Genomic DNA, 20,923 nt, shown 5'->3' with positions numbered 1-20,923 from the left:
AACTCAAAAGCTTAAGATTAAACTTAAACCTGAAACTTGAAACTTGAAACCTCAAAAAAAACAAAAAAACAAAACCCGATAATTGAGAACAACTATCGGGTTTTAAAAACTCTAATATTTAAGTTTTTTTATTTTTTAGTAAATGGAATTTTTTGTCCGTTTCCTATTACAATCATATCAAAACCAGTTTTAGCTTCGTTAAACTTGAATTTCAAACCAGCTCCTTTAGATTCAAATGTATCCTTTTCTTCTGGAACTGATTTAACAGCAAACTTAGGATAATCTGTTATCTCAGCATATAGAGTACTGTTTTTCTCTGAAAATTCAATTGTTAAAGGCGCCAGCTTAGTGACGAAAGTCCCTAAATACGGATCTAAAATTACATCTTTCTCAATCTTTCCTTTTCCTGCTGTCCAAACATTGTTTGAATCATTATTGTCTGGAAAAACATGTTCAGGATCCAAGGTTATGCTTTCGATTTCTTCTGTAGAATTGTGTTTGAAAGACCATTCATTGTTGCGCTGCCAAATTTCTACAGGCAAATTAACTCTTGTTACTTTACCGCTTTTTGTTTTCACATCCAATACAATTGGCATTGGCATTTTATCAAAATTTTCAACTGTAATAATAACGCCTTTTGCAGGATCATTTTTTACATATTTAATAGAATTGATTCCCTGGTCGAAACGCCAGTTGTTTACAAACCAGCTTCTCCAAAACCAGCTTAAGTCTTCACCAGCAACATTTTCCATAGATCTGAAAAAGTCATCTGGCTGCGGATGTTTGTAAGCCCAGCGTTCTATATAAGTCCTGAAAGCATTATCAAAACGCTCTTTTCCTAAAACCTGTTCTCTTAAAATTACCAAACCGGCACTTGGTTTAAAATAACACAACATACCAATATTCGCTTCCTTCATATTATCAGGAGAACTCATAATAGTTTCTAAATCTGGTCTGGTAAAAGGTTCTGCTTGTTTATGTAAATCTGCTGGTTCTTCTTTATATTCACCATTATTAAACGCTGCCGTACTCAATGAATTGATAAAAGTATTGAATCCTTCATCCATCCAGCCGAATAATCTTTCGTTTGAACCTACAATCATAGGGAACCAAATGTGACCAAATTCATGATCTGTAACTCCCCATAAATCTTGTCCTTTTGATTTCCATCCACAAAAAACAATTCCCGGGTATTCCATTCCTCCCTCATTTCCTGCCACGTTTGTCGCTGCCGGGTAAGGATATTCAAACCATTGTTTAGAATAATGTTCTATAGATGCTTTTACATATTCAGTAGAACGTCCGTAAGCGGCGTTACCAGCACTTTCAACCGGGTAAGCAGATAAGGCCAAAGATTTTTTACCGCTTGGCAGATTTATTTTTGCTCCGTCTAAAATAAAAGCCGGAGAGGATGCCCAAGAAAAATCACGTGCATTTTTTATTTTATAATGCCAAGTTTTTTCAGTTCCTGCATTTGTATTTGCAGTTGCCGCAACATCTTCTGCAGAACGAATCATAACCGTTTTGTCGCTTTGAGAAGCATCTTTATATTTCTTTAACTGATCTGCCGAAAACACTTCAGCACTATTTATTAATTCACCAGAAGCCACCACATAATGATTTCCAGGAACAGTAAGTTTTACATCAAAATCACCATATTCTAAATAAAACTCAGAAGCTCCTAAATAAGGAGCAGTATTCCAGCCTCTCACATCATCGTAAACGCACATACGCGGATACCATTGTGCAATCGTAAATATTTTTCCGTTTTTAGTTTCTAAAACACCCATTCTGTCTGAACCTTCAAATGGTGCAATAAAAGAGAATTCAATTTTGATTTTTACAGAAGCACCTTTTGCAGCTAATTCTTCCGGAAGGAAAATCTGCATTCTGGTATCAGTAACTATATATTTTGCTTCAACCTCCGTTTTCTTTTTTCCAATAGAAATTACCTTAACCGATTTAATCTTATTTCCTCCGTCAAAATGCTGTCCCTGAGCTCCATTACGACTTCCTGACAAAGGTACAACTGCATTTCCTCTGGAATCTTCCTTAAATAAATTTTGATCTAAATTCAGCCATAAAAATGATAATTTATCCGGACTATTGTTAGTATACGTGATTTCATCTGTACCAACAATTTCGTTTGTTGTTCCGTTTAATTTTGCCGTAATTTGATAATCGGCTCTGTTTTGCCAGTACTCAACTCCCGGCTGTCCGCTTGCTGCACGTGTAGGTGTTCCGTTTTTTGTATAAAAATGAGGACCAAAGGCATCATGATAATTATAATTATTTACAGGACTTGTTGTTGCTGCTGAGGGAGTTTGCTGCGCCCAGACAGAAGAAATCCCAAAAAATAAAGCCGCGGTTAAAATGGCTTTTGCTGATTGCTTTTTCATATTTTTTAGCTGTTTATGTAGCAAATTAATGAAAAAAAAAGCTATTTACAGAGAAATAGCCAAGCTTAAATTGAATTTTAGCAAAATTTTATTAAAAAAATAATTTGAATCATTTTCCATAAAAAAAGAAATTTATAAAATATATTTACGTCACAATAAAACTAATTCTTACAATTACTATATTTTGAACACAACGATATCAAATTCCACACTAAAAGCCTCTATAAAACATGCAGGAGCTGAATTATTTTCTTTAACAGATAATCAAAATAAAGAATATATCTGGGAAGGAAATCCTGACTTTTGGGGCAAGCACTCTCCTATTTTATTTCCAATTGTGGGTACCTTAAGAAACAATACCTACACTATTAATGAAAAAGAATATCATTTACCAAGACATGGTTTTGCCAGAGATATGGAGTTTGAATTGGTTGAAAAAACCGAAAATAGTGCTGTTTTTTCTTTAGAATCAAACTCTGAAACCTTAAAAAAGTATCCTTTTGATTTTGAATTACAGCTTATTTATACCATAGAAAATACTTCTTTAAATATAGAGTATGTTGTAATTAACAAAAGTGAAACAAAAATGCCTTTTTCAATTGGTGCACATCCGGCAATTGCCCTGCCTGAAAAATTTGAAAACTACGCATTTAAATTTGAAAAAGAGGAGTCTTTAAAATTCAATCTTTTAGAAAACGATTTGATTTCTAATAAAACCCAAACTTTAAAAACAGTAGAAAGTGTAGTTCCATTAAATTACAAACTTTTTGAAAATGATGCTCTGGTTTTTAAAACATTAGAATCTAATTCACTTACTATCCTCGAAAACTCAAAACCATATGTAAAAGTTGATTTTGAAGATTTCCCAAGTTTAGGAATATGGACCAAGGATAAAGCTCCTTTTATCTGCATTGAACCTTGGTTTGGCTATTCAGATACTGCAAATAATCCTGGAGATTTATTCAAAAAAGAAGGCATCCTGATTTTAGAAGCAGATCAAACTTTTCATTCACAGTTTAGTATCAAAATCTTATAATAAAAATGCTAGAATTCAACTTTCATCCTTTTCCAGTTCTTGAAACTGATCGTTTGCTTTTGAGAAGAATTACAAATGATGACGTTAATGAAGTATTCGAATTACGTTCGAATCCGGAAACTATGAAATTTATTCCTAGACCATTGGTTAAAAACAATGAAGATGCTTTAGAACATATTGCCATGATTGAAGAGAAAATCGAAACAAATCTGGGCATTAATTGGGGAATAACTTTAAAAGATAATCCGAGGCTTTTGGGGATAATTGGTTATTACAGATTACAGCCCGAAAATTACCGTGCTGAAATCGGCTATATGCTATTACCTGAATTTCATGGAAAAGGAATTATCCCCGAAGCAGTAAGCACATTAATTAAATTTGGTTTTGAAAATTTAAAACTACACTCAATCGAAGCCGTTATTGATCCTGAAAACTATGCCTCTGAAAAAGTTTTACAAAAATGCGGGTTTGTAAAAGAAGCACATTTAAAAGAAGCCGAATTTTATGAAGGCGTTTTTTTGGATAAAGTAATTTATTCATTATTAAACAATTAAAACATTTTACTATTTCTATCAAAAAAAAATCTTGTTAAATTAATGCAAAACACAATACCTAAAACCTCTATTGCGTTATATTTGTGCCGAAAATAAATTATTCCTCTCCGATTTAAATACCATGAAAAAATTACTCGCACTAATTGTTCTTTTCTTTTCTGTACACGCCCAAAGCCAGACTTTTATAAAATTTAATGGTGCAACGGTTTTATTAGGAATTCCTAACGTGGGTGTAGAAACCAGTATTGGAGAAAAAGTTACATTTAGCGTTGATGTCATGGCTTCTTTTTGGGAATCTTTCAATGGACACAGTCCTATGAAATTTTATACATTAACTCCAGAAGTTCGTTATCATTTTAAAGAGAAATACAATGGTTTTTATGTTGGAGGTCATGCCGGTCCAGATGTTTACGAAATTCAAAAATGGAATTACTGGGATACTAATAAATATGAACACGGATTTGGTTACCGCTTAGGAGTTACTGTAGGATACAATCTAAAACTAAGCGATAAATTTTTGTTAGATATTTTTGCCGGAGGCGGATGGCATCAGGGCTTTTACCACGGTAAATATAATGATGGAACGCCTGGCAGATACGAAAAAACAGTTAATTGGAACAAAAGCGGCGAATGGCTTCCGTATCGTGGCGGCGTTATGATTTCATACAAATTAAACTAAAAATCAGCTCAATTTAGGAAGCGTTTTTATATATAACTCCTCTACTTTTTTACGAGCCCAATCGGTTTTTCTTAAAAAAGTAAGACTTGATTTTACGCTGGGATTTGCGGTAAAGCATTTTATAGGAATTAATTCTCCCAGTGTGTCAAATCCATAATGTTTTACTAGAGTTTCGACAATTTTTTGAAGTGTTATTCCGTGAAGCGGGTCTTTGGGTTTGCTTTCCATTTTTTATATAATTAAATAATACTAAAAGGCCGTACTAAAAAAAGTACGGCCTTTTTTGCAAAATTAACGAATTGACTGAAAACAATTCGCTAAATTTTAGAATATGAATTTAAATCCAAAAGAAAGCGGTGATGTTAAGTTAGGATTACTTCCCGCCAGAGCGGTGTTGTAAAATGGGTCAACATTTGCAACGTGTGCTAATCCAAAATTCGTAACCGTAGTTTTCTCTCCATTTTTAGGCTCAATAGTAGTAGAAGTAAAATTCGCCAAATCATAAGAAAATTCAACTGAGAAGTTTTTAGTAATAAAATAATCAAAACCTCCTGATACAGATAAACCATATTGATTTACTTTTAAATCACTTTCTTTTTCTTTTCCAGTAATAACCGGCAGGGCAGCTTGTCCAAAGAAATATAATGAACCGGCTACGTTCCAATATTTTCTAATTAAAGGCTGAATCACAAATAAGTCTGTTTTTGCCGCGGTGCCTTTATCAGAATCTGCTTTGATATTAATGTATCCCAAACCTGCTCCAACAGCTACAGATGGCGTTACAAAAGTCCCCACAACCGGAAGAACAGATAAATTTGTATTTTTTACATCGGCCGTTTTTGTCTGCTGATATCCAAATTGAGAAGTGGCAAACCAGGCACCTTTTAATCCTTGAGCTGAATCTTGGGCTTGTGCTGTTAGCCCCATAAATGCAATAGCAATTAATGTAACAATCTTTTTCATATTAAATTTGTTTTTGAATTATAGAACAAACTTAAAAGGAAGCATTTTTGGAGCAGCTGATTAAAATCATAGATTAAAAAAAATCTTTAATTATATTTGATCGCGTGAAGTTTTACAATTTTCCTTACTTTTGTCCCCATGTTAAAATCAGTCAATATACTTAATAAAAGAGCCCGGTTTGATTATGAAATAATCGATACCTATACTGCTGGAATTGTTTTAGCAGGCACAGAAATCAAATCAATACGTTTAGGAAAAGCAAATATTACAGAAAGCTTTTGCGAATTCCATAACCTGGAACTTTTTGCCATCAATACCTATATCGAAGAATATTCGTTTGGAAATCAATTCAATCACAAATCAAGAAGTGAACGAAAATTACTTTTAAATAAAAAAGAACTAAAGTCTCTTCATAAAAGTGTTCAGGCAAAAGGTCTTACTATCGTACCTCTGAAATTGTTTACAAATGAAAAAGGTCTTGCAAAACTGCAAATAGGCCTTTGTAAGGGAAAGAAAAACTACGACAAACGCGAGTCTCTGAAAGAGCAGGATACAAAACGTGACTTAGACAGAATCAAGAAAGCGTTTAACTAAGCAAGATTTTTTTTACATAAATCTGTCTTTATTAACATTTTATAGTTATTTTTACTAGAAACAATTTAACTGTAAAATATGAAAAAGCACTTACTTTTTTTACTCGTAATTCTGTTCCTTTCAAGTTGCGGCAGCAACACTACTATTGTTAACAGCTGGAGAGATCCAAAAATAACAGTAGCACAGGAACAATTTAAAAAAGTTTTAGTTGTTGTTTTAGTCAAGGATGAAGCTTCGAGAAGAGTTGCTGAAAACAGAATTGCCGCCAGTAACGCTATATTTAAAACTTCATATCAATACCTAAACGAAACCACAAAACAGCTTACACAGGAACAAAAATTAAAAATTCTGCAAGACGAAAATTTTGACGGAGTGGTTACCATGCGTTTGGTGAGTAAAGACAAAGAAACTACTTATGTTCCGGGAACTTATACCGGAATGTATTATGGAGGTTTTGACGGTTTATATTCTGGAATGTACGGTTATGGTTTTGGAAACTGGTACGGAATGTATTCGCCGGCTTTTTATGATCCGGGATATTATCAGGAAACGACTTCTTACATGGTTGAAACCAATATTTTTTCGTTAAAAGACAATAAACTAATCTGGACAGGAACTACAAAATCAGAATATGTAACAGATTTAGGTCAAACAGTAGACGCAATTATGCAGGCAGTAGTTAAAGAAATGAGAAAAGACGGTTCTCTGCCTCCAAAATAATAAATCAGAAAGCAATATTTTTTATTGCTTTTTTTATGATTAAAAAAATGACTAAACTTGTCAAGACTATAATTTTCATGAAATGAAATCACTTTTAAAAAATGCCCGAGAAAAAAAAGGACTAAAAACCCGTGAAGTAGCACAGCTTCTAAAAATTGATCAGGCATTAATAAGCAAATTTGAGTCTGGAACCAGGAAACCCACTAAAGATCAAATTACAAAGTTAGCACAGCTTTTAGAAATTGATTATGAAACGTTAATGACAGCCTGGCTAAAGGAAAAGATACTTTACGAAATTGGCGATGAAGAATTTGCATTAAAAGCCCTTCTTCTCGCTGAACAAGAAATTCAAAACAAGAAAAAAGAAATCAACTCTATAATAATATCTTCTTTTCAAACCATTTTAGATGAAATTGAAACATTAAAAAATAAAATTCAATCCTTCAATCACTTTGAATTACGTCGAATTTCAAAAACTTTAGAATTAGAGTTTATATTTAAAAGCATCTATTTAAATGGAAATTCATTAACAATGGAAGAAACTAAATCTGTAATAAATGAAGGAATGACCATTGCAGGTAAAAGTATGCAAAATCACCTTGAAGCAATTAATTTTCAAGAAACAGTATTATATATCAAAGATTTAAACCAAAAGAAAATATCTTTAAATGAAAAAGATCTTCTTTCAATTCATAATTTAATTTTTAAAGGAATTGAATCCGAAAATTCAGGAAAATACAAAAAGGATTCTTTGGTTATACGTGAAATGAATTCATTTTTTAATTGGTTCGACTCTCATAAAAATAATCTTCATCCCATAATTCTTGCTTCTGAAGTTTACTTAAAAATACTTGAAATCAATCCTTTCGAAAATGGAAACTTACAAATGGCAAATTTGATATTAAACTGGATACTGCTTCAAAATAATTATGCGTATGCTGCAATTGAGGGAGACAAAAATAGCGTAAATGAATATTTATCTATCTTGGAAGAAAGTCAAATCAAAAACGATAAATCTATTTTTATAAATTATATCCTCAGAATTGAGAAAGAAAACCTAAACCGGGCCGTGCAATTAACAGCCTAAAAGAAAGCCCAGTTAAACTGGGCTTTCTTTAGTTTTTATCTTCTAATAAAGGAACAAATCTGAATTCTCCAAACTCGTGTTTTTCAAATTGAGTTTCATTTTTACGTATTAATAAAGTCATAATCTGAACATCTTCTCCAAGCGGAATAACAAGCCTTCCTCCTATTTTTAACTGTGCCATTAATGGCTGCGGAATAAACGGAGCACCGGCCGTAACGATAATACTGTCAAAGGGAGCAAAATTTGGCAGACCTTTATAACCGTCTCCAAACGAAACATGTTTTGGGCGGATATTTAGTTTTGGAAACAAAACCGAAGTTTGCTTAAATAATTCGTTTTGTCTTTCTACCGTATATACTTTTGCACCAAGCATAAACAAAACGGCAGTTTGATAACCAGAACCGGTTCCAATTTCAAGAATTTTATGATCTTTTTTTACCTCTAATAACTGAGATTGAAAGGCAACCGTGTACGGCTGTGAGATAGTCTGCCCCGCACCTATAGGAAATGCCTTATCCTGATAAGCATAATCTTCAAAACTTGAATTCAAAAAAAGGTGTCTGGGGATTTTTTTTATCGCCTCCAAAACTGTTTTATCTGTTATTCCTTTTTGCTCCAGAGTGCTTACTAATTGATTACGAAGTCCTTGATGTTTGGCAGTATCTTTCAAAATGGGTAGGTTTTATTTTGGCAAAAATAAGAAACAAAACAGGATTTCAAATATTGATTTTTAAATAATAAATTTATAATGTCAAAAGTCGAAAATTAGAAGTCAAAAGCTGGAGCTAATAGTTTACAATTCATAATTCACAACTCACAATTAGTTAAATTCATTTTCACTTTCGACAAATAAATTATATTTTTGTTTAAAATACATTCTCATGTTAAAAGTAGGAGTTTTAGGTGCTGGTCATCTTGGTAAAATACATTTACGCTTATTACAACAATCTGACAAATACGAATTAGTTGGATTTTACGACGAAAATCAAGAAAATGCCGAAAGAATTTCAAAAGAATTTGGCTATAAAAACTTCAACACAATTGCAAAACTCATTCACGCTGTCGATGTAATCGATATTGTGACTCCAACACTTTCACACTATAAATGTGCAAAAGTAGCAATCAAATCAGGAAAACATATCTTTATAGAAAAACCAATTGCTAATACCGTTGAAGAAGCCGAAGAAATTATCGCCTTGGCTAAAGAATACAACGTAAAAGGACAAGTGGGTCACGTAGAGCGTTTTAATCCTGCTTTTATTGCAACAAAAAACATGATCGAAAACCCGATGTTCATAGAAACACATCGTTTGGCAGAGTTTAATCCGCGTGGTACAGATGTTCCTGTAGTTCTGGATTTAATGATTCATGATATTGATGCTATTTTAAGTGTTGTTCATTCAAAAGTAAAAGATATTCATGCTAGTGGTGTTTCTGTAATTAGTGATACACCGGATATTGCCAATGCCCGAATCGAATTTGAAAATGGCTGTGTTGCCAATCTAACAGCAAGCAGAATTTCAATGAAAAACATGCGTAAAACCCGTTTTTTTCAAAGAGATGCCTATATTTCAGTCGACTTTTTAGAAAAAAAATGCGAAGTGGTTCGTATGAAAGATGCACCGGAAGTTCCTGGTGATTTTGACATGATCCTTCAAAATGCCGAGGGTGTAAAAAAACAAATCTATTTTACTAATCCCGATGTGGAGCAAAACAACGCTATTCTAGACGAATTAGAATCTTTTGCAAATGCAATTAATACAGATACTACTCCAGTTGTAACGCTTGAACAAGCTACAGACGCATTACGTGTAGCTTATCAAATTATCGACTGTTTCAATAAATAGTTGAAAGAATAAAATAAAACTAGCCACGAATTCACGAATTAACAGGTGAACTCGTGGCTAAATCATAAATAAAATATCTAAAATAAAATGAAAACTATAGCTGTAATTGGTGCAGGAACAATGGGCAACGGAATTGCTCATACATTTGCACAAAGTGGTTTTATTGTAAAACTTATTGATGTTTCAGAAAAATCATTAGATAAAGGAATGGCAACTATTGCGGCTAATTTAGACCGTATGCTTGCTAAAGGCACAATTACCCAGGAAGATGTTGCCAAAACAATAACTAATATTATTACTTATACCGATATTAAAGACGGTGTGGTAGGTGCTGATTTAGTTGTGGAAGCTGCAACTGAAAATGTAGAATTAAAACTAAACATCTTCAAGCAATTAAACGAAGCTTGTTCACACAATACCATTTTAGCAACCAATACCTCTTCGATCTCAATTACACAAATTGGGTCCGTTGTTGCACATCCTGAGCGCGTTATCGGAATGCATTTTATGAACCCGGTGCCAATTATGAAATTAGTCGAAATCATTCGCGGTTACAATACCAGCGATGAAGTCACTAAAATTATTATGGATTTATCAGTAAAATTAGGAAAAGTTCCTGTTGAAGTAAATGATTATCCGGGATTTGTGGCAAACAGAATTTTGATGCCAATGCTAAACGAAGCAATCGAAACGTTATATAATAAAGTTGCAGGTGTCTATGAAATCGATACCGTAATGAAATTAGGAATGGGGCACCCAATGGGACCGCTTCAATTAGCTGATTTTATTGGTCTTGACGTTTGCCTTGCCATTTTAAATGTAATGTACGAAGGTTTCAAAAATCCAAAGTATGCTCCTTGTCCACTTTTAGTTAATATGGTGAGAGCCGGAAAACTGGGAGTAAAATCCGGTGAAGGTTTTTACGATTACAGCGAAAGTAAAAAAGCAGAGAAAATCTCGAAGCAGTTTTTATAAAAAAGAAATATCATGTCGATTCAATCGAATTTAAATACAATCAAAGCGGGTCTGCCGGAAAACGTAACATTAGTTGCCGTTTCAAAAACAAAACCAGTTTCAGATTTAATGCAGGCTTATGAAGCCGGTCAGCGTATTTTTGGAGAAAACAAAATCCAGGAAATGACCGAGAAATGGGAACAAATGCCAAAAGACATTCAATGGCACATGATAGGTCACGTTCAGTCCAATAAAGTAAAATTTATGGCACCATTTGTGAGTTTGATACATGGTGTTGACAGTTTGAAGTTATTGCAGGAAATCAACAAACAAGCTTTAAAAAACAACAGAACAATTGATTGCCTTCTTCAAATGTATATTGCCGAAGAAGAATCTAAATTTGGTTTAGACGAAAACGAATTAAACGAACTTTTAACTTCTTCAGCATTCAAAGAGTTAAAAAATATTCGTATCTTAGGTTTAATGGGAATGGCAACTTTCACAGAAGATCAAAACCAAATTAAAAAAGAATTTACCCATTTAAAATCGATTTTTGATTCTATTCAAACACTGCAAACTGAAAACTGCGAACTGAATACTATTTCAATGGGAATGTCCGGAGATTATCAATTGGCAATAGAATGCGGCAGCACAATGGTTCGCATTGGAAGTAGCATTTTTGGCGGAAGATAATTTTTAATATCAATTGCAATTTCAAAAATCAATAACAATTGCAAAAATTAAAAGTTAAATTTTTAATGGAAAAAATATTCAACTTTGAAGATCGATTAGTTCGTTTTGCAGGAGAGTGTATTTTCTTTAGTAGACAATTAGAAAAAATATTTGAAAACGAATATTATAAAAATCAACTAATTAGTTCATCTGGAAGTGCATCTTTAAATTTTGGAGAAACACAAGGAACAATAACAGATAAAGATTTTATTTTTAAAGTTTCATTGGTCGTAAAAGAGTTAAAAGAATCAAGAAATTCATTAAAAATTCTAGATTATATAAAAGAAGGTGATGATAGCAAGAGAAGTAAACTTCTAATTGAAGTAGAACAACTGATCGCAATTTCATCAAAAATGATACTAAATAAGAAATAATTCTATTAATGACAATTACAATAGCAATTTTAAATTGATATTGATTTTTGAAATTGTTATTGTAATTGAATTTTACACCGAACACTTAATTTGTACGCAATACTAGACATAGAAACCACTGGAGGCCAGTTTAATGAAGAAGGAATTACCGAAATTGCCATTTATAAATTTGATGGTCATGAAGTAGTAGACCAGTTCATTAGTCTTGTCAATCCCGAAATTCCAATTCAGCCTTTCGTTGTAAAGCTCACTGGAATCAATAATGCTATGCTGCGTTCAGCTCCAAAGTTTTATGAAGTCGCCAAACGTATTATCGAGATAACCGCTGACTGCGTTATTGTAGCTCACAACGCCTCTTTTGATTATAGAATTTTACGTACTGAATTTAGACGTTTAGGTTACGATTTTGAAGCCAGAACACTTTGTACTGTAGAATTGGCAAAAAAACTAATTCCGGAACAGCCTTCTTACAGTCTTGGAAAGCTGGTTCGTGCACTCGGAATTCCAATGGCAGACAGACATCGCGCCAGCGGAGATGCTATGGCAACAACAAAGCTTTTTAAAATGCTTTTGGAAAAAGATGTTGAAAAAACTATAGTAAAAGATTTTATAAAACTAGAAGTCGAAAAAGGAATTGCGCCAAAATTCCTGGATCTTCTAAGTCAAATGCCTGCTAAAACCGGTGTTTACTACATTTATAACGAAAGCGGCACCCTGATATACATTGGCAAAAGCCAAAATATAAAAAAGAGAATCAATCAGCATTTTACCGGAATTACCACTAAAAGCAAAAAAATCCAAGCCGAAGTTTTCACGATAACGTACGACGAAACCGGAAGCGAACTAATTGCGCTTTTAAAAGAAAGTCAGGAAGTTAAAGTAAATCGTCCCAAATACAATCGTTCGCAGAAAAAATCAGTTTTTCCTTTTGCTATTTATGCTGAAAAAGATGCTAAAGGCTATATCAATCTAAAACTGGAAAAAGCCGATGGCCGTAAAAAAGAAATCACATCGTTTGCCTCTTTACAGGAAGGCAAAAATGCGCTTTTCAAATTCACCGCAAAATACCATTTGTGCCAAAAATTAACTGGTTTATATCAAACCAAAAAAGAGTGTTTTCAATATAAAATAAAAGAATGCGACGGTGCCTGTATTGGCGAAGTAACACCCGAAATTTACAATTTAAGAGTACAGCAATTTATTTCTGAAAACAGTTTTGAAAATAAAAGCATGATTTTGATAGACAGAGGAAGAAGTATAAACGAAAGAAGCGCTGTATTAATCGAAAACGGACTCTATAAAGGTTATGCTTATTACGATCTTAATTATCAGATTACTAACATCGATATCTTAAAAAATATCCTGATTCCAATGCAGCACAACCGCGATGTAAAAAATATTATTCAAAACTACATCCGAAAGAGTAAATCTCTTAAAACCCTTCATTTTTAACAATACAAAACTTTCATTATCTTCGCAGATATGAAAAATAGAAAATCAAAATACGAAATCTTTAGAGAAAAAATCAAAATCATTCTGTATGGTACCAATACCATTTTAGGAAGGATGTTCGATTTAGTACTTCTGGGTTTGATTTTATTAAGCGTTCTTTTAATAATGCTTGATACTGTTGAGGGTATCAGCCATAAATACCACACACAGCTTCTTATCTGTGAATGGATTATCACAGTTTTTTTTACAATCGAATATATTTTAAGGATTATATCCATCCAAAAACCCGTTAAATACGTTTTCAGCTTTTACGGAATAATCGATTTACTCGCTGTACTGCCTATGTATTTATCTATCTTTTTTCCCGGCGCCAGTGTTTTATCGGTTGTCAGGGCATTACGTTTTTTCCGATTATTCAAAATATTACATATTCCGCAAATTTCCCATCAATCAGCACAACTTCGTGATGCTATCGAAGCCAGTAAAGAGAAAATTTTAGTTTTCATTTATTTTGTACTCATCAGCACCGTCATCATCGGTACGATAATGTATCTGGTCGAAGGCAAAGAATCAGGGTTTACCAGTATTCCTATGGGAATTTATTGGACAATAGTAACCTTAACAACAGTTGGTTATGGAGATATTTCCCCTCAATCGCCTTTGGGGCAGTTTATCGCCGCCTTAGTCATGATTTTGGGTTACGGAATTATAGCTGTGCCTACAGGAATCGTAACTGCCGAATTTGCCAAAACCAGTTTGAAGAACAATGCTGTAAACACAAAAAAAACATGCAAAAAATGTCAATCGCAAGTCCATTTTGATAACGCCAAATATTGTTACCAATGCGGAACCGAATTGCCTATTAATTAATTTAATTTGAAGCTATTCCAGCTGTACATTGCAACTCCTCCTTATCTTTGTTGTTTTTTTAAGGCATAAAAGGAGCTTCTGAGGTCGCTCTTTTACACCAAAAAAAACGAACAAACATAAGTCCGGGGTTTTCATTTCCATCTGGGCTAAAAAATATGAAGTACCTAATTACCATTGTCGGACCAACAGCTATAGGCAAAACAGCCTTAAGCATTGCTTTGGCACAACATTTTAAATGCGAAATTGTTTCCTGCGACAGCCGTCAGTTTTTTAAAGAAATGACGATTGGTACAGCAGTTCCAAATCCGGAAGAATTGAATTCGGCCAAACATCACTTCATTCAAAATAAATCGATTTTTGAAAATTATACTGTAGGAGATTACGAAAAAGAAGCTTTAGCAAAAATTGAAGAACTCTTTCAAAATAATGATTTTGTAATTCTAATTGGCGGCTCAGGATTATATGTCGACGCTATTTTAAAAGGTTTTGACGAATTTCCCGAAATTAACCCGGAAGTCCGTGCAGAAGTAAATTCAAATTACGAAAAATTCGGAATTACCTATTTACAGCAACAATTACAAGATCTGGATCCTGTTTATTATCAAAAAATAGAAACCGAAAATCCGCAGACCTTACAAAACCCGCAGCGAATGATGCGTTTTACAGAAGTCTGCATAGGAACAGGAAAAGCCTATTCTTCCTTTTTAAATCAGAAGAAAAACAATCGAGACTTCACTCCTGTTTTGATTGGTTTAGATGCTGAAAGGGAAGTAATTTACAACCGAATCAACCAGCGAGTTGATATCATGATGAACGAAGGTTTATTGGAAGAAGCGAAAACGTTATACCCTAACAAAGAGTTAAATGCACTGCAAACGGTGGGTTATAGAGAATTATTTAGTTATTTTGACGGAGAATTCACTCTGCCTTTTGCCATAGATGAAATCAAGAAAAATACCCGAAGATTCTCCAAAAGACAATTAACTTGGTTCAAACGAAACGAATCGACCAAATGGTTCGATTACGCAACAGATAGAAAACAAATAATAGATTATATAGAAAATATTCTAAATCAATCTAAATCAACAATCTAAAATCAATCCCATCCCGAGGTTTCGGGATCGGGACTAAAATCTAAAATTACAAAATGCCTATATCTCCAAATTTCACTTCAGTTTTAAGCAAAGACTGGGAAATCCATTTCACGCAATGCACACCGACTGGTTATTTAAAATACACTGATTTATGTAATATTTTACAATTAACCGCAGGCTCACATGCTGAAATTGGAGGGATCAGTTTTCATGACATGCAGGAATTCGACCAGGCTTGGGTTTTAAGCCGAATGCGCGTAGAAGTACATGCATTACCGCAATGGCAGGATATTGTAACGGTTAAAACATGGATTAACAGTCTTGAAAATTCACGCTCAGTGCGTGCCCTGGAAATGTATGTTAACGGAAAGAAACTGGTAGGCTGTGAGACTTACTGGGCTGTCTTTAACACAAAGTCACGTCGTCCTGAGCCTTTAGCAATTCCGTATGAGCATTTTGAACTATTTCCTGAAAACAGAGCAACAACAGAAGGTTTTTCTAAAATAAATATCAACCACGAAAAAGAGGCCGTTTTTGAAAAAACAGTTTACCTTTCAGATCTCGATATTGTAAATCATGTGAATAATGTTAAATATCTGGAATGGTGCATTGACCACGTTGATCCAAAAAGAATCCTGAATCAAGAAGTTAAAAGCTTTGAAATGAATTTCATGAAAGAGCTTTCACTGCAGGATAATGTTGTAATTCACGAAAGCGAAGACGACGATCATACAACCGCAACCTTCAGCATAACAAAAGATGAAAAAACCTGTTTTGCTTTGGAGCTGCATTGGAAGTAATCAGCCTGCAAATTTAACGGATGTAGCTCATTAGTACAGCTTATATTGTTTTAAAAACTTTGAAGCAGATTATACTAAACAAAAAAAGATGCGATTCTATTTGAACCGCATCTTTTTTTCATTAAAATCATTTTAATTTCTTTTTAGGACCTTTTTTGGTTTTCTTTTTCTTCTTTAACAAACTAATTTTACCTTCAATTCTTTTTTCTACCTCACTAATATTGCATTCGTATGTAAATTGTAAAGAATACAATTTTGCATTTTTAATTTCCTCTAGTGCCTTCTTAAATTCCTGACGTGCTTCAAAAAGAATTGCTTTTTTTACATAAATATCAGATTTGTTTATTCCTTTTATCGTTAAAGCAAAATCAATCAGCTTTAGGGCTTCGTCATAATCTTCGTTTAGAATTAAAGTCTGTAAATAATACGGATATACTTCCAGCGCATGAATATTAATCGCTAAAGCTTCCTGAAAATACAACTTCGCTTCTTCATAATTCATTAATTGCTCTGCCTGAATTCTTCCGTATAAACACAAAACCATAGTATTTTTTGCGTCATAAGAAAAAGCATAATCTAAAGATTCAATTGTTTCTTCAAGCGAATAAGGATAGTTGTCCAAAGCCTGAAAAAGATATTTATCAATTGTTTTCATTTCGTAAATCGTTTTTTAGTTTTTGACGAGTTCCTTTATAACTTTTCTCCGCTTTATTCTTTTTAAAGTCACTTCCGGTAAAAACTCTCACAGGATTTCCTCGCTCAATATTCAGCTGATTTTCCCACTGTTTTCCCACGTGATTTTTAAGCTGAAATAGTTTTTCGTCTTCTAATTTTTTTAATAATCTTTCTGTTGCCAGTTTTTTATTTTGGTGCTGCGAACGGCTGTCCATAGAAACCACTGCAATTCCTGTTGGAATATGTGTTGCCCTAATTGCAGAACTTACTTTGTTTACGTGCTGGCCTCCTGCACCAGAACTTCGCATTGCCTGATATTGAATATCATTTTCTGAGACTGCTGTATTTTTCTGCGGTTCAATTTCAAAGATTCCAATAAACCAATTTTTACGTTTGTGCATTTTCCTAAACTGACTCTGCCCAATCCATTGAATCGTTCCAATCCAGGATTTAACAAAACTATCTGCATTTTTTCCTTTAACAGAAATAGATGCTGTTTCTACCGTTCCATTCTCCTGCCCTGCTTCTCTTTGAAGCAAAACAACATCCAATTGTTTATCTTGTGCTTCTTCTAAAACTTTTTTAAGCACTTGAGCAACCACCCAAGTGCATTCTGCAGGTCCGCGACCCGCTGTTATCTGAATTATTTTTTCCATTTTTAAATCTTTTTTTAGCGATCCATTCTAACGATCTTTGGTGTAAAAGTTCCCAGAACTTCAACCAAATCCGTTTGGTTTGCCATCACTTTTGTAATGTCTTTGTATGCCATTGGCGCTTCGTCAATATTGCCTCCAATCAAGGTTACATCATTTGCTTTCAATACTTTTTTAATTTCACTTTGTGTAAAAGTGCTTTTGCATTTTGCTCTCGAAAACAAACGTCCGGCTCCATGCGATGCAGAGTTTAAACTTTCCGGATTTCCTTTCCCTTTTACAATATAACCTGGTGCCGTCATCGAACCTGGAATAATCCCCAGCTGCCCTTCGGCCGCGGGCGTCGCTCCTTTTCTATGCACAATACATTCCTGTCCGTTTACCGTTTCTTTCCATGCAAAATTGTGGTGGTTTTCTATTGTGACAACAACTCGTTTTCCTATCGCTTTGGCAATTCGTCTATGAATATCATCGTGACAGGCTTTTGCATATTCTCCGGCTAAATTCATTGCCAGCCAATATTCCTGACCATCGTGTGTATTTAAATCTAGCCAGGCCAAATGTTGTACATTCTTTGGCAGCGGACATTGTTTTGTCGCCAAATACGTGTAATGCTTCGCAATGTTTGCACCTAAACCTCTAGAACCACTGTGCGAAAGAACAGCGAAATACTCGCCTTTTTCAAGCTTCCATTCGTTCTCCGGATTTTCAATTTTAGCAATTCCAAATTCTACAAAATGGTTTCCTCCACCAGAACTACCTAATTGCTTATAAGCTTTTGGCAAAAGATTCTTCAGCAGCGGAATATCCTGAAATTCTGATTTATAAAATACTTCGTGATCTACTCTCGAAGCATGGGTTTCGTACATTCCGAATTTGGTATTGTCTTTTAAAATCGCTTCTAACTGATGTTCTTTTCCTTTGAAATGAGAAGCTGGTAAATCGAAAATTGAAAGACTCATTCGGCATCCAATATCTACACCTACTCCGTATGGAATCACGGCATTATCTGTTGCCAAAACACCGCCAATTGGCAGTCCATACCCGGAATGCGCATCTGGCATTAAAGCTCCCGCAACTGAAACTGGCAGTTTTAACGAATCGTATAGTTGAAATTTTGCCTGCTGGTCAATTTTATTTTCACCAAAAATTGTAAAAGGAACCCTCGTTGTCTTCAATTGATGCATTCTCACTTGTACGGGTTTTATCAAACCTTCAGCTACTTTCCCCCATGTTCCGTGCCCTTCAAACTTTTCTGGATTTAACAAAACGTCTTTTGCTTCTGTTAAAATAGATTCTTTTTTTTCTCTTTTTCTATATCTGTTTATCTGCCCTAAAGCGATATTTATTGAATTATTCTTTGGAAACCCTAACTTAATCAGGTCTTTTCCAGTTAATTTATTTCCCATGATTTATATCATTTCGTCTACATATTGTTGATACAATACCTGCAGACTTTTATTTTTAATTGGGCTTATCTCTTTTGGATTTTCATTTTCATAATAACTCCAACGATGAGAAAAACCATCTACTAATTTGTTTATCTTATGTCTTAAATTAAGATTAGTTATATAATTGTCAAGAAACTGAATTTCGCTTTCCAAATCTGAATCGACCATTTTAGTGTGTGTTATCATGTATGGACTAATGCGAAGCACATAGCGCCAAGGCTCATTAAACACATAATGAATTTTAAATCGTTTAAAGTTGCTGCACCAACGTTCACGTTTATAAAAATGCATTTTTTCCTTCTCTGTCAGTTCTAATTTTGGACTTCTCCATTCCCATTCCGAAAATTCTTTTACAGTCTGGATTTTTTCAACATATACATTTCTTCTTTTTCTCTTTTTCTTTCCCTTGAAAGATTTTTCAGAAGAAAACTGCCAGGTATTTATTTTTCCCAATAGACTTTTGTAAAATTCAGCTTCACTTGATCTTGCTACATCTTCTCTCAGTACAAAATTGCTCTGCCATCCTTTTTGATATGGATTGTCAAGTGGAACTAATGGTAAATTTTTTCGCTTATTCCAAAGTTCTTTTTCAAGCTTTTTTATCTGAATTAATTGTTTTTCAAAATCTTCCTTTACTAATCTTTTTTTCTTTCTTTTACTTTTAAAACGAGCACACAAGGCATACTCATCTACCGTATAATTTTCCATTAAAAAATTATAGTGCATTAAATTAACAGCCAAAAAGGCTTAAACATTTTATCCGTGAAGGATAAATAAATAAAACGATTGTCGGGAAAATTTGAAGTGTCTAGAATAAAAAAGCCCGAAACTATTTGTCTTCGGGCTTTTTTATATATCTAAAAAATGTATTTCTAAGATTGAAATAAGCCACGAAGATGCACTGCACCAAATACATTTGGTGTGAAGTTCTGTGATGTCGATGTAAGTACAAACATTTTTTCTTCGTTTTAAAGGGTTATTATTTTTTTCGTCTGCAAATATTCAGAATTGTTTTTTGAATTTCCAAATTTATTTTAAGAAAAATCGGTTTAAAAATAATCAAGATAATTTTTAAATGCATAAAAAGCAAACTAAATATTTAAAAATCAAATACCTATCCAAAAGTAAAAGTTTAAAAAATAAAATTCAAATTTTACTCTTTTGAATTGTCTGGCACTCGACGAAAGGAAAAATTGAGTACCATTTTTTCCTTTTTAAACATAAAAAAAGCCCCGATTTCTCAGAGCTTGTATATTTTCAGGTGAATTTGTTATTCAGAAACTTTGCTTTTTACCACTAATCTAAAACCTTCTCCATGAATGTTTAAGATTTCAACATCTTCATCAGCTTTTAAGTATTTTCTAAGTTTAGCGATATAAACATCCATACTTCTTGAAGTAAAGTAGTTATCGTCTCTCCAGATTTTAGTTAAAGCTAATTCTCTCGGCATTAAGTCATTTTCATGAAGAATTAACATTTTAAGTAATTCATTTTCTTTTGGAGATAATTTTATTGGCTCCTCGTTTTCAAAAGTTAAGAATCTAAGTTTAGAATTCAGGTGGAATTTACCAATATTAAATTCAAACTGTACTTGTTCTGCTTTTGTATCTGCTGATTTTCTTTGAATAATCGCTTTGATTTTCATCAATAATACTTCTGAATCAAAAGGTTTATTTAAATAATCGTCAGCACCAGCTTTGTATCCTTTTAAGACATCTTCTTTCATAGATTTTGCTGTCAAAAAGATAATTGGCACTTCGCTGTTCTTTTCTCTAATTTCTTTGGCTAAAGTATAACCATCTTTATAAGGCATCATTACATCAAGAATACATAAATCGTAAACATCTTTCTTGAATTTTTCGAAACCTTCCATACCGTTTTTAGCTAAAGTAACTTCAAAGTCATTTAACATTAGATAATCTTTAAGAACCGCCCCAAAATTTAGGTCATCTTCTACTAAAAGTATTCTTTTGTTATTATTTTCCATAT

23 protein-coding genes are annotated in these 20,923 nt (G+C 33.5%); 14 read left to right on the top strand and 9 right to left on the bottom strand.

The features are described from left to right. Positions 1–128: 128 nt before the first annotated feature. Positions 129–2,399, bottom strand: coding sequence for a M1 family metallopeptidase (locus BKM63_RS15120; protein ID WP_071637423.1), 2,271 nt, complete (start codon positions 2,397–2,399; stop codon positions 129–131). A gap of 184 nt (positions 2,400–2,583) precedes the next feature. Here BKM63_RS15120 and BKM63_RS15115 point away from each other — a divergent pair, with 184 nt between their 5' ends. From BKM63_RS15115 to BKM63_RS15105, 3 genes are all read left to right on the top strand, one after another. Next, on the top strand, positions 2,584–3,435 hold the full coding sequence (locus BKM63_RS15115) for an aldose 1-epimerase family protein (RefSeq protein WP_071637422.1): 852 nt from the start codon (positions 2,584–2,586) through the stop codon (positions 3,433–3,435). 5 nt (positions 3,436–3,440) lie between these two features. Continuing rightward, the gene (locus BKM63_RS15110; protein WP_071637421.1) at positions 3,441–3,989 is read left to right on the top strand and encodes a GNAT family N-acetyltransferase; all 549 of its coding nucleotides are present in this window, start codon (positions 3,441–3,443) and stop codon (positions 3,987–3,989) included. A 121-nt stretch (positions 3,990–4,110) separates the two neighbouring features. Further along, positions 4,111–4,668 (top strand): DUF3575 domain-containing protein, encoded by a 558-nt coding sequence (locus BKM63_RS15105; protein ID WP_071637420.1) that lies wholly within the window; start codon positions 4,111–4,113, stop codon positions 4,666–4,668. A 3-nt stretch (positions 4,669–4,671) separates the two neighbouring features. On the opposite strand, the gene BKM63_RS15100 is transcribed toward BKM63_RS15105, so the two are convergent. Continuing rightward, a complete protein-coding gene (locus tag BKM63_RS15100) occupies positions 4,672–4,896 on the bottom strand; it encodes a VF530 family DNA-binding protein (RefSeq protein WP_071637419.1) in 225 nt (74 codons plus the stop codon). A gap of 96 nt (positions 4,897–4,992) precedes the next feature. Then, positions 4,993–5,631, bottom strand: a complete 639-nt coding sequence (locus BKM63_RS15095; RefSeq protein ID WP_071637418.1) for an outer membrane beta-barrel protein — start codon at positions 5,629–5,631, stop codon at positions 4,993–4,995. Positions 5,632–5,769: 138 nt separating this feature from the next. Between BKM63_RS15095 and smpB the strand changes: the two genes are divergently transcribed. The 3 genes from smpB (at position 5,770) to BKM63_RS15080 (ending at position 8,032) form a co-directional block, all read left to right on the top strand. Next, positions 5,770–6,225 (top strand): SsrA-binding protein SmpB, encoded by a 456-nt coding sequence (gene smpB, locus BKM63_RS15090; protein WP_071637417.1) that lies wholly within the window; start codon positions 5,770–5,772, stop codon positions 6,223–6,225. Positions 6,226–6,303: 78 nt separating this feature from the next. After that, positions 6,304–6,945 (top strand): hypothetical protein, encoded by a 642-nt coding sequence (locus BKM63_RS15085; RefSeq protein ID WP_071637416.1) that lies wholly within the window; start codon positions 6,304–6,306, stop codon positions 6,943–6,945. 82 nt (positions 6,946–7,027) lie between these two features. Continuing rightward, the gene (locus BKM63_RS15080) at positions 7,028–8,032 is read left to right on the top strand and encodes a helix-turn-helix domain-containing protein (protein ID WP_071637415.1); all 1,005 of its coding nucleotides are present in this window, start codon (positions 7,028–7,030) and stop codon (positions 8,030–8,032) included. A 28-nt stretch (positions 8,033–8,060) separates the two neighbouring features. Here BKM63_RS15080 and BKM63_RS15075 read toward each other — a convergent pair whose 3' ends face one another. Further along, on the bottom strand, positions 8,061–8,702 hold the full coding sequence (locus tag BKM63_RS15075; RefSeq protein ID WP_071637414.1) for a protein-L-isoaspartate(D-aspartate) O-methyltransferase: 642 nt from the start codon (positions 8,700–8,702) through the stop codon (positions 8,061–8,063). A 211-nt stretch (positions 8,703–8,913) separates the two neighbouring features. On the opposite strand from BKM63_RS15075, the gene BKM63_RS15070 reads away from it, so the two are divergent. The 8 genes from BKM63_RS15070 to BKM63_RS15035 all read left to right on the top strand — a co-directional run bounded on the left by BKM63_RS15070 (position 8,914) and on the right by BKM63_RS15035 (position 16,155). Next, positions 8,914–9,879 carry a Gfo/Idh/MocA family protein gene (locus BKM63_RS15070; RefSeq protein WP_071637413.1) on the top strand — a complete coding sequence of 322 codons (966 nt, stop codon included), beginning with the start codon at positions 8,914–8,916 and terminating at the stop codon, positions 9,877–9,879. Positions 9,880–9,966: 87 nt separating this feature from the next. Beyond that, positions 9,967–10,854 (top strand): 3-hydroxyacyl-CoA dehydrogenase family protein, encoded by an 888-nt coding sequence (locus BKM63_RS15065; RefSeq protein WP_071637412.1) that lies wholly within the window; start codon positions 9,967–9,969, stop codon positions 10,852–10,854. Positions 10,855–10,866: 12 nt separating this feature from the next. Continuing rightward, positions 10,867–11,526, top strand: coding sequence for a YggS family pyridoxal phosphate-dependent enzyme (locus tag BKM63_RS15060; RefSeq protein ID WP_071637411.1), 660 nt, complete (start codon positions 10,867–10,869; stop codon positions 11,524–11,526). A gap of 65 nt (positions 11,527–11,591) precedes the next feature. Continuing rightward, on the top strand, positions 11,592–11,939 hold the full coding sequence (locus BKM63_RS15055; protein ID WP_071637568.1) for a four helix bundle protein: 348 nt from the start codon (positions 11,592–11,594) through the stop codon (positions 11,937–11,939). A gap of 90 nt (positions 11,940–12,029) precedes the next feature. After that, positions 12,030–13,391: an exonuclease domain-containing protein gene (locus tag BKM63_RS15050; protein WP_071637410.1), complete on the top strand. Its 1,362-nt coding sequence runs from the start codon at positions 12,030–12,032 to the stop codon at positions 13,389–13,391. Between the two features lie 30 nt (positions 13,392–13,421). Continuing rightward, entirely contained in the window at positions 13,422–14,261 is an 840-nt protein-coding gene (locus BKM63_RS15045) for an ion transporter (RefSeq protein ID WP_071637409.1), read from the top strand. 155 nt (positions 14,262–14,416) lie between these two features. Next, on the top strand, positions 14,417–15,355 hold the full coding sequence (gene miaA, locus BKM63_RS15040; protein ID WP_071637408.1) for a tRNA (adenosine(37)-N6)-dimethylallyltransferase MiaA: 939 nt from the start codon (positions 14,417–14,419) through the stop codon (positions 15,353–15,355). A 53-nt stretch (positions 15,356–15,408) separates the two neighbouring features. Beyond that, on the top strand, positions 15,409–16,155 hold the full coding sequence (locus BKM63_RS15035; RefSeq protein WP_071637407.1) for an acyl-[acyl-carrier-protein] thioesterase: 747 nt from the start codon (positions 15,409–15,411) through the stop codon (positions 16,153–16,155). A 127-nt stretch (positions 16,156–16,282) separates the two neighbouring features. On the opposite strand, the gene BKM63_RS15030 is transcribed toward BKM63_RS15035, so the two are convergent. From BKM63_RS15030 to BKM63_RS15010, 5 genes are all read right to left on the bottom strand, one after another. Continuing rightward, positions 16,283–16,810, bottom strand: coding sequence for a hypothetical protein (locus BKM63_RS15030; protein ID WP_071637406.1), 528 nt, complete (start codon positions 16,808–16,810; stop codon positions 16,283–16,285). Then, positions 16,797–17,486, bottom strand: coding sequence for a peptide chain release factor H (prfH, locus tag BKM63_RS15025; RefSeq protein WP_071637405.1), 690 nt, complete (start codon positions 17,484–17,486; stop codon positions 16,797–16,799). Before prfH ends, BKM63_RS15030 begins: the two co-directional genes overlap by 14 nt. Before the next feature lie 14 nt (positions 17,487–17,500). Then, positions 17,501–18,892 (bottom strand): RtcB family protein, encoded by a 1,392-nt coding sequence (locus BKM63_RS15020; protein ID WP_071637404.1) that lies wholly within the window; start codon positions 18,890–18,892, stop codon positions 17,501–17,503. Between the two features lie 3 nt (positions 18,893–18,895). Continuing rightward, positions 18,896–19,642: a hypothetical protein gene (locus BKM63_RS15015; protein WP_071637403.1), complete on the bottom strand. Its 747-nt coding sequence runs from the start codon at positions 19,640–19,642 to the stop codon at positions 18,896–18,898. Positions 19,643–20,204: 562 nt separating this feature from the next. Beyond that, a complete protein-coding gene (locus tag BKM63_RS15010; protein ID WP_071637402.1) occupies positions 20,205–20,921 on the bottom strand; it encodes a response regulator transcription factor in 717 nt (238 codons plus the stop codon). Positions 20,922–20,923 lie beyond the last annotated feature (2 nt).

The sequence above is a fragment of the Flavobacterium johnsoniae genome, assembly GCF_001879205.1.
In the GTDB taxonomy this organism is placed as follows: domain Bacteria; phylum Bacteroidota; class Bacteroidia; order Flavobacteriales; family Flavobacteriaceae; genus Flavobacterium; species Flavobacterium johnsoniae_A.
This window is presented reverse-complemented; position numbering and strand designations above follow the sequence as displayed.

Excerpts from the sequence above, each read along its gene's own strand:
- BKM63_RS15120 (WP_071637423.1), bottom strand. The coding sequence starts at position 2,399 with ATGAAAAAGCAATCAGCAAAAGCCATTTTAACCGCGGCTTTATTTTTT.
- BKM63_RS15110 (WP_071637421.1), top strand. The coding sequence starts at position 3,441 with ATGCTAGAATTCAACTTTCATCCTTTTCCAGTTCTTGAAACTGATCGT.
- BKM63_RS15105 (WP_071637420.1), top strand. The coding sequence starts at position 4,111 with ATGAAAAAATTACTCGCACTAATTGTTCTTTTCTTTTCTGTACACGCC.
- BKM63_RS15100 (WP_071637419.1), bottom strand. The coding sequence starts at position 4,896 with ATGGAAAGCAAACCCAAAGACCCGCTTCACGGAATAACACTTCAAAAA.
- BKM63_RS15095 (WP_071637418.1), bottom strand. The coding sequence starts at position 5,631 with ATGAAAAAGATTGTTACATTAATTGCTATTGCATTTATGGGGCTAACA.
- smpB (WP_071637417.1), top strand. The coding sequence starts at position 5,770 with ATGTTAAAATCAGTCAATATACTTAATAAAAGAGCCCGGTTTGATTAT.
- BKM63_RS15085 (WP_071637416.1), top strand. The coding sequence starts at position 6,304 with ATGAAAAAGCACTTACTTTTTTTACTCGTAATTCTGTTCCTTTCAAGT.
- BKM63_RS15080 (WP_071637415.1), top strand. The coding sequence starts at position 7,028 with ATGAAATCACTTTTAAAAAATGCCCGAGAAAAAAAAGGACTAAAAACC.
- BKM63_RS15070 (WP_071637413.1), top strand. The coding sequence starts at position 8,914 with ATGTTAAAAGTAGGAGTTTTAGGTGCTGGTCATCTTGGTAAAATACAT.
- BKM63_RS15065 (WP_071637412.1), top strand. The coding sequence starts at position 9,967 with ATGAAAACTATAGCTGTAATTGGTGCAGGAACAATGGGCAACGGAATT.
- BKM63_RS15060 (WP_071637411.1), top strand. The coding sequence starts at position 10,867 with ATGTCGATTCAATCGAATTTAAATACAATCAAAGCGGGTCTGCCGGAA.
- BKM63_RS15055 (WP_071637568.1), top strand. The coding sequence starts at position 11,592 with ATGGAAAAAATATTCAACTTTGAAGATCGATTAGTTCGTTTTGCAGGA.
- BKM63_RS15045 (WP_071637409.1), top strand. The coding sequence starts at position 13,422 with ATGAAAAATAGAAAATCAAAATACGAAATCTTTAGAGAAAAAATCAAA.
- miaA (WP_071637408.1), top strand. The coding sequence starts at position 14,417 with ATGAAGTACCTAATTACCATTGTCGGACCAACAGCTATAGGCAAAACA.
- BKM63_RS15035 (WP_071637407.1), top strand. The coding sequence starts at position 15,409 with ATGCCTATATCTCCAAATTTCACTTCAGTTTTAAGCAAAGACTGGGAA.
- BKM63_RS15030 (WP_071637406.1), bottom strand. The coding sequence starts at position 16,810 with ATGAAAACAATTGATAAATATCTTTTTCAGGCTTTGGACAACTATCCT.
- prfH (WP_071637405.1), bottom strand. The coding sequence starts at position 17,486 with ATGGAAAAAATAATTCAGATAACAGCGGGTCGCGGACCTGCAGAATGC.
- BKM63_RS15020 (WP_071637404.1), bottom strand. The coding sequence starts at position 18,892 with ATGGGAAATAAATTAACTGGAAAAGACCTGATTAAGTTAGGGTTTCCA.
- BKM63_RS15015 (WP_071637403.1), bottom strand. The coding sequence starts at position 19,642 with ATGGAAAATTATACGGTAGATGAGTATGCCTTGTGTGCTCGTTTTAAA.
- BKM63_RS15010 (WP_071637402.1), bottom strand. The coding sequence starts at position 20,921 with ATGGAAAATAATAACAAAAGAATACTTTTAGTAGAAGATGACCTAAAT.